This is a genomic window from Paenibacillus sp. Marseille-Q7038, assembly GCF_965111595.1.
Window position 1 is genome coordinate 2370835 of record NZ_CBCOOM010000001.1, and the last position, 11750, is coordinate 2382584.

The window sequence follows — 11750 nt, forward strand, 5'->3', positions numbered from 1 at the left end:
TTTCTCCTCTCTTATATGCACATCAAATCTCTTGCCATGTCGGCAGCCGGACAAACGATTGTCCTGCTCCCTATTCTTTTGTCATGGGGTGTTCAAGTTCAACATGTCCCATCAAGCTTTCTTTCTGTTCTCCATCGACGAGTAGTTCAAGGGATGTAACCTCATCGAACTGGAAGAAGGTTTGTTTAAGAGCATCAATTGCAAATTGTTCGCCACCGGAACCGAGATTAGCAGTAGCTGGAATTTTAAGATCAAGGGTGATCTTTCCGCCATCCACTTCCAGTTTATTTATTGTAATCTCTTCCGACCAAAGGGGAATCAATTCCTCACTATCACTTTTCTGCAGTGCTTTGAAAGCCGCCTCATATTTACTCCAGTCGGTTTTAAAGGAGATAGCACCATTTGTTTCTTTTAATTCCAACAGTTCGGGGTCTGTGTAATATAGTGTGATCGTTTCTTGCTTAGTCTCTTCCGAAGGAACGGTTGTCCCTCCGTTGTTCGAACCATCAGTCGCACCTCCGGTTGCAGGAGTTGTATCGGCACCTGTATCCCCATTTGTCACATCATCACTTGGTTCTTCTGTATTAACGGGATCTTCAGTCGGTTGTAAATCATCTGTTGCACCATCCTGTTCTTCTGCACCGCTACCTTGCTGCTCGGATGGAGCTGCCGTAGGTTTGTCCGCTCCACAAGCCGTTACTACCAAGAGCATGGCTGCAAGAAGAGTGATCATCCACCACTTTTTATTGTTCATTAGTCAAATCCCCCTTCACTTCTCTTATTTCACGTTTAAATATTCTTTCATGCCTTTAACAACACCTTCAGCAACTCGGTTCTGAAATGTTTCATTAAAGAGAGCTGCTTCGTCATTTTTGTTGGATAGGAATCCAACCTCTAGCAATATAGCGGGCATTGTTGTATCACGGATAACTGCAAAGTTCCCTGTTTTTACTCCGCGGTCTTTGAGTCCAGCAGCCTGTACCATATATTTATGGACTGTGCTCGCAAGTGATTTGCTGTTCGCACGGTAGTAAAAGGTTTCAGAACCAGTAGCTGCAGCCGGACCACTGTTTGCATGAATAGACAGGAAAAGATCTGCTTTCGCTTTGTTCGCCAGACTAACACGTTCAGATAGTTTAAGGAATGTGTCATCATCCCGAGTCATAACTACTTTAATAGCTGATTCTTTTTTCAATAGTTGTTCAATTTTCAGTGCAAGGGATAAATTAAAATCCTTTTCTCTCTTGCCTGTCACACCAATAGCACCTGGATCTTGATCTCCATGGCCGGCATCAATAACCACTGTTTTCTTCACCGCCGGAGTAGGTTTTGAATCCTCTCCACTTGTGTTAAACGTTACGGTAATGAGACCTGCTGAAGTTGTTGACAGCTTGTACGTCATGGATTTACTCAGATCCACAACAACTCGAACTGTCGATGGACTTTCACTAAAGAGGGAGTATCTTACTTTATCCACACCTGGATAGCCATCCACAATGATCTGCCCTGCTGTGCTTTTAGTCAGGTCCAGCGCTTGCGTCCCCTCAAAAAGGCTACTGAATTCCGCATGAGGAATATCAACCACAACCCGGTTCGGCGAAGTCATTGCGAAGGCAGAAGGTACGGCTCCTCCGCTTGTTGCGATCATAAGTTTACTGTCTGTAAAGCTGATCCCATTCACCTGGGTTAAATCGGATTCATTACCTGCATTGGGGGGCTGAATCGTCTCACCGCCAGAGCCGCTATGTTGAGATACAAGATAAACGGACTTTGTTTGGTTGTTCCAACTCACCTTCATTCCCATTGCCTCTGCAATGAAACGAATCGGAACAAGCGTCGTCCCTTTTTTAATAATAGGAGCCATATCGAGACTTATTTTGGAACCGTCAACGGTGGCAGTTTTTTGTCCTACTACCATTTTTATTACTTTTTCATCTTGAATTATAGTAACCGTCTTCGTCTTCTGTTCCCAACCGACGCTGTATCCTAGTTTCTCTGAGACGACACGAATAGGTATCATGACTTTGTTACTGATGAGCTCAGCACTTGCACCAGAAGATAAACTTACCTGACTACCATCGAGATAAATCTTGATGTTGGTGGCTGCTTGTCCATATCCAGGAAATAACCATACAAAACAGAGCAACGCGACCAAAATTTTTAACTTTTTCATCCTTCACCCTTCCAATTCTGTATTATTTCGCTCTAGTAAACATTGCTAATATATTAGCTAAATTTACTAATAACTTATTTATAGACGAGGGGAAAGTGTGAAAGTTGCGGATTATCGCCGCTTTTTTTGAAATAATTAGGGAAATCATCCAGTCTTATTGTAACATTTTAGCATATTATTTAACATTTTCCGATAAAAATATTAAATCTATCTTCTGTTAGATGCACTTTTAATAGAGAAAAATTATAATTATTTCGTTCACAAGAAAATCACAAAAAAAGATCTGAGGATCACATGGACCATCAGATCTTTTTCTATTTTAAAATTTAGCCGAACAAAATAGATGAGTGCTTATTTTCATACTCCGAAATTGCATCAGCATGCTGTAAAGTCAAACCGATATCATCAAGTCCTTGCAAAAGAAACTGTCTGCGATGCTCATCAAGATCAAAATGAATCTCTAATCCGTATGCATCCGTAATTGTTTTATTCGTAAGATCAATGTTTAACTGATATCCATCATGCTGACTTGTACGTTGAAATAGCTCTTCGACTTGTTCTTCAGACAATTTAATCGGAAGAATTCCATTTTTGAAACAATTGTTATAGAAGATATCTGCATAAGAAGGAGCAATGACACACCGAAATCCAAAGTCCATGATCGCCCATGGAGCATGTTCACGAGAAGAACCGCATCCAAAGTTCGCTCTGGATAAGAGAACTGACGCTCCCTTAAACTCCGGCTGATTCAAAGTAAAGGAAGTGATCTCATTTCCTTCTTGATCAAATCTCCATTCGTAAAATAGAAACTGCCCAAAGCCTGTACGCTCAATTCGTTTCAAAAACTGTTTTGGGATAATCGCATCTGTATCCACGTTTACCCGGTCAACGGGTGCTACAATACCTGATAATTTTGTAAAAGCCTCCATATTAATAGCTCCTCTCCGCGTTAGTTCGCAACTTCTGATTTCAGTTTCCAATCCCTAACATCTACAAAACGCCCTTTAATTGCTGCTGCGGCTGCCATTGCTGGTGATACCAAATGAGTCCGTCCGCCTCGACCTTGACGACCTTCAAAGTTACGGTTAGACGTTGAAGCACAACGTTGTCCTGGTTGAAGCACATCTGGATTCATAGCAAGACACATACTGCATCCCGCTTCACGCCATTCAAAACCAGCTTCTATAAATACTTTATCCAGTCCTTCTTCTTCTGCCTGGATTTTCACTCGACCTGAACCTGGTACAACAATTGCGGTAACACGATCAGATACCTTGTATCCTTTCGCGATATCGGCTGCTGCCCGGAGATCTTCAATACGACCGTTTGTACAAGAACCGATAAACACGTAATCAATCTCAATATCAGCCATCGGTGTACCTGGGATCAGTCCCATATATTCAATTGCTTTTTCAGCAGCTTTACGTTCATTTTCCGTCGGAAGTTCAGCGGGAACTGGAACACGAGAGGAAATATCGGTTCCCATTCCCGGGCTTGTTCCCCAGGTTACTTGTGGAATCAGTGACTCTACATCGAACTCAAGAACCGTATCAAACTCTGCTCCCTCGTCCGTTGTGAGTTCATCCCATCTCAGTTTAGCAGCTTCAAAATCTGTGTCTTTTGGTACATACTGACGACCTTTGAGATAATTATAAGTCGTTTCATCTGGAGCGATCATTCCTGCTCTTGCTCCGCCTTCGATCGACATGTTACATACGGTCATGCGTTCTTCCATGCTGAGGGAGCGAATGGCTTCTCCTGTATACTCGATAACATAACCTGTAGCAAAATCAGTCCCGTATTTAGCGATAACACCTAGAATCATATCTTTAGCAGTGACGCCTGCTTTACGTTGGCCGACAAAGCGAACTTCCATTGTCTTTGCTTTTGCTTGCTGTAAACATTGGGTAGCTAGTACGTGTTCTACTTCACTCGTTCCAATACCAAAGGCAAGTGCACCAAATGCACCATGTGTGGAAGTGTGACTGTCACCGCATACAATTGTTTTTCCAGGATGAGTTAAACCGAGTTCTGGGCCCATGACGTGAACGACCCCTTGATCAAGAGTGTCAAGGTCATACAGTTTCACGCCAAATTCACGGCAGTTTGCAGAGAGGGTATCGATCTGCTGTTTTGAGATTGGATCCGTAATATTATAACGATCTTTCGTCGGTACATTATGATCCATCGTAGCAAAAGTAAGCTCAGGACGGCGAACCTTTCGTCCGCTCAAACGTAGTCCCTCGAATGCTTGCGGAGAGGTAACTTCATGAACGAGGTGTAAATCAATATAAAGAATGCTTGGCTTTCCTTCTTCTTGCATAATCACATGATTATCCCAAATCTTTTCGAACATCGTCTTTTTGCTCATTTTATTCACCTCAGCTAAATTTTCGTTCTCTATTTAGAAGGACATCACATGTCGTTTCTATTCATGAACTCAATATAGCATGAGGAATACATATTGTTCCAAGATATAAAAACTATAGAACTGATAGGATTACCCTATAGACTATTTCGTGGTGCCATGCACAAATTCCATAGGTTAAGTGAAAGGTGTATCTAAAATGAGTTTTCCCTCTCACTTAACCTTGGTTTCCATACATTCCCTCGCTAATTAATAGCTGTAAAATCAACATTTGATAATTCATCCGTTTGCGGGTTAAATCGGACCGTGACCTCAACCGTGAATTCCTTATTTTCTTTTTTCAATACTAGACGAAATTTCTCTTCTGCTCTAGATTCCGAAATAACGGTTCTTCCGATGTGAGCATAATCTTTCACAGGAGCACCATACTCGGTCTCCGCTTTCTTTACAGCAATAATCCCCCATTTCGCATAAGCAGGTTCAGCATGAACAGTAGGTACCTTATATTGAAACCATATACTTGAAGAACATAGAATGAGCAGGAGTGAGCCTGCAGCTAGCTTTCGCTTTATTTTACTAGTAAGTGATTTTTTCAACTATTAAGCATCTCCTTCTTTTATTCTCTATGTATATAGAGATCTAATGTCCTCCTCATTATTCAACAATGGCCAGCACGCTATGCACTTATTATTCCTTTCAATAAATTAGATATATCATTAGAGGAAATACCTATATAATAAAAAGCAGAATATTCCTGGTATATGTATTTTCATATAAAGTTGAGGTGAACCATTATGGAACTCAGACAATTACAATATGCACTTCAAATTGCGGCAGAAAAAAACTTTTCAAGAGCTGCTGAAAAACTTCATATTGCTCAGCCCTCGCTAAGTCAGCAGTTGTCTAAGCTTGAGAAAGAACTGGGGGTTTTACTTTTTCAGCGAAATACAAGTTCTGTGGAACTAACACATGCAGGTGCTTCTTTTGTATCGAAAGCAAGTGACATTCTTGATGCCGTTGAACTTCTTAAGCAAGAAATGTCGGATATCTCGCAGCTTCGTAAAGGAAAAGTCATTGTTGGAAGTATGCCGATTACAGGCTCCCATCTGTTGCCGCATGTCCTTCCTACTTTTCGCGAAAATTATCCCGATATCGAAATCACCTTGCTAGAGGACTCTTCTATGAACCTTGAAAAATTAACAGCCAGCGGCAAGAGCGATCTCAGCTTGCTATCACTTCCTCTTCAAGAGCCGTCCCTATCTTACATCGAGATTGGCGAAGAACGAATCGATCTCGCAGTTCCCAAAGATCATCCCCTCGCGCTCCGTGATCCAGCTTCTTCGTCTCCAGTTAAGTTAGAAGAACTTGCGGGAGAATCTTTTGTCGTACTTAAAAAAGGCCAGGGATTTCGCAAACTGACTTTCGACTTGTGCCAAGCAGCAGGCTTTGAACCTAAAGTGGTGTTCGAGAGCAATAACATGGAAACCGTACAATCGCTTGTGGCTACAGGGATGGGAATTACCCTTGTTCCCAGGTTTATCGCACGGACGCCGCGAAGTGAATTCGTCCCTGTATACCTGCCCATTGAAGCTGCGCCTAGTCGCACACTCGTTATTGCTTATCGTAAAGGACGCTATCTATCCGGAGCTGCGGAAGCTTTTATAGAAACCTTTCGATCAACAATTGAAGAATTGTCTACCGAATGGCAAAAATGAACACAAAAACAGCCCGGATGTCCGGGCTGTTTTGCTGTCTTTTTACCGTAATTACTCACTGCTTCAAAAAGGACCAAATATAAGTTAGTATGCTTGCGCTTTAATGTTTTACATATTTGTTAGGTTCATGCATTGGAATCCAGCCTGTTTGGCTTACCTGTCTCCAGTCTCGGTCAGACACTGGGGGGAGATAAATCTCCATCCATGCTCTCTAGGAAAGGTCTTTCTCTGTCATCCCTCACATACTTGTGAACTTGTCGCCTGAGTTTCTCTTCCAAATGGTTAGCCTTACGGTCTTCCATGGTGATCATCTCCTTTTGGTGACGGGATATTATCTATTAACCTTCTACCTAGGGTACGAAACAATTCAATTCATTTTTTTATTGTTGTGGAAAATAAAGGTTTGGTCTGCGATCTTCAAACACCGGAATTCTACCCCGTACTTCATCTACCAGCGCCGGATCAATTGCACCCGTAAGAATCTCCTCTTGATCTCCACCCTCCAACACGATTTCCCCCCACGGGTCAATGATCATGGAGTGACCAAAAAAGGTCGTATCTTTACTGACGCCAACACGATTGCAGGATACCACATACATCTGATTCTCAATTGCTCTGGCCATAAGTAAGGTACGCCAGTGATGCAAACGTGGATGCGGCCATTCCGCCGGCACAAATAACACCTTCGCCCCAGCTAAGGCAAGCGTTCTTCCAAGTTCAGGGAAACGGATGTCATAGCAAATCGAAGCTCCCGCAGTCCAGTTACCGTCAAAACTGAAAGTAATCGGCTCTTCTCCGGATGCAAGGTATTTCTCTTCATCCATAAGCCTAAATAAGTGCATTTTTGCATACCGTGCCACTTCTTTGCCTTCTTTATTAAATACATACATACTGTTATAAATCTTACCTTCCACGAGTTCAGATATAGAACCTGCAACAATATTCACTTTATATCGGGCAGCATATTCTTGCAGCCACGCTCGTTCTATGTTTCCATGTTGATCTGCCAGTTCATGAATCTCGGTAAGTGCATATCCTGTATTCCACATTTCGGGCAGCACAATGATATCCGTATTCGGACCCTTCTCCATCGCCTGCTGTATAAGCTTCTGCATATGCTTACGGTTAACATCGGGCTTTCCCATCTGAATATCACTCTGAAGTAGTACAATCTGAACGGATGAATTCCTCGCTTCTTCTGACACGTTACTAATCTCACTATTTAGGTTTGTCATCATCTTATTCTCCTTTTACACTTCAACCAGGTTCATATAAAATAAGTTCATCCTATCATAGACGTTTTCTTCCAAATCACACAAGTCATAGATGTGAATTCCATCTATACAGCTAGGATAAATCGTGATAGATTTATATTACTTTTTACTATGATGAAACCGGAGTGATGAAATGAACTCTTCTCATGTTCAGCCTGCAAAATCCAGATTTACGATCGAACCTGCTGAGATTATGAATCATCTGCCTACTCAGTTTTTTGCCACGCTAGTTCAAAATGTAAACCGTGAGATCATGGCAGGACATGATGTCATTAATCTAGGACAAGGAAATCCGGATACACCTACTCCGAAGCATATTGTATCTTCCTTGCAAGAAGCAGCGGACAATCCGCTTTATCATAAATATTCTCCATTTAGCGGCTTTCCTTTTCTAAAAGAAGCGATTGCTCACCGCTATAAAGAGGATTATGGTGTTGAGCTCGATCCTGAAACCGAAGTAGCCATTTTGTTTGGAGGAAAGACAGGACTTGTAGAACTTCCGCAAGTTCTACTCAATCCGGGAGATGTGTGTCTCGTGCCCGACCCAGGTTATCCTGATTACTGGTCCGGAGTCGCTCTTGCCAAGGCAGAAATGTCATTTATGCCGCTACTGGAGTCTAATGACTTTTTACCTGACTACCGTGCGATTTCAGAGCGAGATGCCAATAAAGCAAAGCTAATGTTTCTCAATTATCCGAATAACCCGACAGCTGCCATTGCTCCAAGCTCCTTCTATGAAGATACGGTAGAGTTCGCGACGAAGAATGGTATTGTTGTTGCAAGTGACTTTGCCTATGGAGCTATTGGTTTTGACGGACATCGTCCTATCAGTTTTCTAGAGACACCGGGAGCCAAAGAAGTAGGCGTTGAATTCTACACTTTATCCAAAACTTATAATATGGCAGGTTGGAGAGTTGGTTTTGCTCTTGGAAATGCAGAGATTATTAAACTTATTAATCAGTTACAAGACCATATGTATGTAAGCTTATTCGGAGGCATTCAGGTAGCTGCGCAGACGGCACTGACTTCTTCTCAGCATTGTGTTACTGAGCTTGTCGGACGCTATGAATCTCGTCGAAATGCTCTATTTAGTGAACTCGGAAATATCGGCTACAACGCTAAGAAACCAGGCGGTTCCTTCTTTAGCTGGCTTCCTGTGCCTAAAGGCTATACTTCTGCTTCGTTCGCTGATCTTCTGCTTCGAGAAGCAAAAGTAGCTGTAGCCCCAGGCATCGGTTTTGGACAGCATGGTGAGGGATACGTCCGGGTAGGACTGCTTAGTGATGAAGAAAGACTGCGGGAAGCAGCGAGACGAATCGGAAAGCTTGGGTTGTTTTCGTAATACCACAAGATCTGCGCTTATTTCTCTTTGCAACGGTCTATCTTCCATGGTATTCTATCAGTAATTTAAAATTGTAAACGTGTTGACGGGACCAGTAAGAAATCCCTTCGTGTCATAGAGAGTAAATTCCGCCTGGCTGAAAGAATTTACCACGAACATTTCCGAAACCTACCCCTGAGCGGCCTAATAAGAAAATAGGACGTTTCCCTTAACGTTATAAGGTCACGAGTTGGATGATCTAGATCATCAACAAAGGTGGTACCGCGGAAGATTTAACTTTCGTCCTTTGCATTACAAGGACGAAAGTTTTTTTATTTTGTCTGAAGGAACCACTTTCATACGATCTATCGTTGTAACATGAAGAGTATATTTAGTTTCAAATTTTTTAAATAAATGATGAAATTCATTCAGGTTAGAAAGGAAGTGAATTACCGTCGTGTCTTCTCGCATTGTTATTAAAATTGGAAGCAGTTCTTTAACCACCGATACAGGCTCATTACATAAAGAAGCCGTTGCCTTTTTCGCAGCTGAGATTGCTGCACTCCACGCCGAAGGTCATGAAGTTCTTCTTGTCACTTCAGGTGCAGTTGCTGCTGGATTTGGTCATATTGGATATACATCACGGCCCAAGCTGCTTCATGAAAAACAAGCGGCTGCAGCTGTAGGGCAGGCTCTCCTTATGCAAGCATATCAACAAGCTTTTGCGGGACATGAAATCAAGACAGCACAAATCCTGCTGACAAGAACCGATTTCCTAAACCGCAAACGGATGGGAAATGCCATCATGACGATTGATGAGCTATTAAAACAGCGAGTGATCCCCATCATTAACGAGAATGATACGGTATCTGTCGACGAGCTGAAATTCGGCGATAACGATATGCTGTCTGCGCTTGTGGCTGGATTTATTAAAGCCAGTAAGCTCCTCATTTTAACGGATACCGATGGACTATATACTGCTGATCCCCGGAAACAGGCCGATGCAGTCAAGTATGACCGAATTGATGAAATTACAGATGAAATCTATGCCATTGCTGGCGGAAGCGGTTCAGCCGTCGGTACAGGTGGTATGCGTTCCAAAGTTGATGCAGCCAAGGTTGCTACGAGAGGCGGAGTACCCGTCTTTGTAGGACGTGTCCTCACACAAGGAGATTTGAAAGCAGCTTTTTATGATAGAGGAAAAGGTACCTATTTTGATACTCGCCTGAATTCACTGCCTCGTAAAAAACAGTGGCTTGGATTTATGTCATCCCCACTCGGCTCTGTACAAGTCGATCTAGGAGCCGAAAAGGCGCTACTTCACGATGGTCACAGCCTGCTCCCTGTTGGAGTGCAAGAAGTCCAAGGTCATTTTCAGGCCGGTGATGTCATCGAGGTCATTAATGTGACAGGTGATGTGATCGGACGTGGTATCGTAAATTACGATGAAGAACAACTGCGCATGATTAGAGGACTTTCAAGTCAGGAAGCTCTCAAAAAGCTCGAAGGAAACATGAGCCGTCTAGAAGTAGTTCATAGGGATGAATGGATCACACTGAAATAACGAATAGAAGTTCTCCTAGACTATTTTCTACTTAAAATTAACGATGATTAACTTAAATTAATTAAAGGAGTGAATTTCAATGAGTGAAGTACAAACAAAAGCCTTACTGGCTAAAGAAACGACTGCCCTACTAGCAAGTCTATCCTCTGACGTTAAAAATGCAGCTCTTCTTGTGATGGCAGATGCACTGACTCAAGAGCAGTCCTCTATTATTGAAGCCAACAAGCTCGATCTTGCACGTGGTCAGGAGAATGGCACCCCTGCTGCTATGCTTGATCGGCTCAGCTTGAATGAAGAACGGATTCACACCATTGCAGAAGGACTTCGCCAGATCGCTGAGCTGAATGATCCTATTGGAGACATTCTTGAAGTCATTAATCGTCCTAATGGTCTTCGCATTGAAAAGGAACGGGTACCGCTCGGACTGATCGGAATCATCTACGAAGCTAGACCCAATGTCACGGTAGATGCAATCGGACTCAGCCTCAAGACGGGAAATGCTGTTGTGCTGCGCGGTGGTTCCTCTGCCCTTTCATCAAACCAAAAGATCGTAGAAGTATTAAAACAAGCTCTTACATCTACTCCAGTTCCAGCTGAAGCCATTCAGCTGATTGAAGATCCTAATCGTGCTTCGGTCGATGAAATGTTAAAATGCAAAGGTCTGCTCGATGTCATTATTCCTCGAGGCGGCGCCTCTCTCATTCAAAATGTGGTTGAAAATGCGACCGTTCCTGTTATTGAAACCGGTGCTGGAATCTGCCATACCTACATTGCTGCGGACGCAGATGAGCAAATGGCTACTAATATTGCTCTTAATGCAAAAGTACAACGTCCTTCGGTGTGCAACTCTATGGAGACTCTTTTAATTAATAAGGACTTTGGAAACGAGAAAATCATAAAGCTTGCGGAAGCATTTAAAAACTCTTCTGTTGAACTTCGCGGCTGTTCCGCTTTTGTTAAACTCGTTCCATGGGCTATACCTGCAACCTCAGCTGATTACAGTACGGAATATAACGATTATGTTCTTAATGTCCGGATCGTTACTGATTTAGAAGAAGCTCTGGATCATATTGCACAGTACAGTACGATGCATTCCGAGTGTATTGTTACCGAGGACCAGGCTATTGCTTCAAAATTCATGCAACAGGTAGATGCAGCAGCGGTCTATCACAATGCATCAACACGTTTTACGGACGGTTTTGAATTTGGTTATGGTGCAGAAATCGGAATTAGCACGCAAAAACTACATGCACGTGGACCTATGGGACTCCCTGCACTTACTTCAACCAAATATCGTATTTACGGAACGGGACAAATCAGACAGTAAAATAATGA

10 protein-coding genes and 1 other annotated feature are annotated in these 11750 nt (G+C 42.6%); of the genes, 4 read left to right on the forward strand and 6 right to left on the reverse strand.

Annotated elements, in window-relative coordinates; genetic code table 11:
- Positions 1-70: 70 nt before the first annotated feature.
- From ACWPWY_RS11180 to ACWPWY_RS11200, 5 genes are all read right to left on the reverse strand, one after another.
- Entirely contained in the window at positions 71-754 is a 684-nt protein-coding gene (locus ACWPWY_RS11180) for a GerMN domain-containing protein (protein ID WP_454191766.1), read from the reverse strand.
- Positions 755-778: 24 nt separating this feature from the next.
- Positions 779-2173: an N-acetylmuramoyl-L-alanine amidase gene (locus tag ACWPWY_RS11185; RefSeq protein WP_454191767.1), complete on the reverse strand. Its 1395-nt coding sequence runs from the start codon at positions 2171-2173 to the stop codon at positions 779-781.
- A gap of 326 nt (positions 2174-2499) precedes the next feature.
- Complete coding sequence (leuD, locus tag ACWPWY_RS11190; RefSeq protein ID WP_454191768.1) at positions 2500-3102, reverse strand: 3-isopropylmalate dehydratase small subunit; 603 nt, start codon at positions 3100-3102, stop codon at positions 2500-2502.
- A gap of 20 nt (positions 3103-3122) precedes the next feature.
- Complete coding sequence (gene leuC, locus ACWPWY_RS11195; protein WP_454191769.1) at positions 3123-4544, reverse strand: 3-isopropylmalate dehydratase large subunit; 1422 nt, start codon at positions 4542-4544, stop codon at positions 3123-3125.
- 242 nt (positions 4545-4786) lie between these two features.
- On the reverse strand, positions 4787-5137 hold the full coding sequence (locus tag ACWPWY_RS11200; protein ID WP_454191770.1) for a DUF3889 domain-containing protein: 351 nt from the start codon (positions 5135-5137) through the stop codon (positions 4787-4789).
- A 198-nt stretch (positions 5138-5335) separates the two neighbouring features.
- On the opposite strand from ACWPWY_RS11200, the gene ACWPWY_RS11205 reads away from it, so the two are divergent.
- Complete coding sequence (locus tag ACWPWY_RS11205) at positions 5336-6256, forward strand: LysR family transcriptional regulator (protein WP_454191771.1); 921 nt, start codon at positions 5336-5338, stop codon at positions 6254-6256.
- A gap of 380 nt (positions 6257-6636) precedes the next feature.
- On the opposite strand, the gene ACWPWY_RS11210 is transcribed toward ACWPWY_RS11205, so the two are convergent.
- The gene (locus ACWPWY_RS11210) at positions 6637-7401 is read right to left on the reverse strand and encodes a carbon-nitrogen family hydrolase (protein ID WP_454192860.1); all 765 of its coding nucleotides are present in this window, start codon (positions 7399-7401) and stop codon (positions 6637-6639) included.
- Between the two features lie 262 nt (positions 7402-7663).
- Here ACWPWY_RS11210 and ACWPWY_RS11215 point away from each other — a divergent pair, with 262 nt between their 5' ends.
- The 3 genes from ACWPWY_RS11215 to ACWPWY_RS11225 all read left to right on the forward strand — a co-directional run bounded on the left by ACWPWY_RS11215 (position 7664) and on the right by ACWPWY_RS11225 (position 11742).
- Positions 7664-8872, forward strand: a complete 1209-nt coding sequence (locus ACWPWY_RS11215; protein WP_454191772.1) for an aminotransferase class I/II-fold pyridoxal phosphate-dependent enzyme — start codon at positions 7664-7666, stop codon at positions 8870-8872.
- 73 nt (positions 8873-8945) lie between these two features.
- Positions 8946-9162 (forward strand) — a binding site (T-box leader).
- Between the two features lie 146 nt (positions 9163-9308).
- Positions 9309-10415, forward strand: coding sequence for a glutamate 5-kinase (gene proB, locus ACWPWY_RS11220; RefSeq protein ID WP_454191773.1), 1107 nt, complete (start codon positions 9309-9311; stop codon positions 10413-10415).
- A gap of 79 nt (positions 10416-10494) precedes the next feature.
- Positions 10495-11742, forward strand: a complete 1248-nt coding sequence (locus ACWPWY_RS11225) for a glutamate-5-semialdehyde dehydrogenase (RefSeq protein ID WP_454191774.1) — start codon at positions 10495-10497, stop codon at positions 11740-11742.
- Positions 11743-11750: the final 8 nt, after the last annotated feature.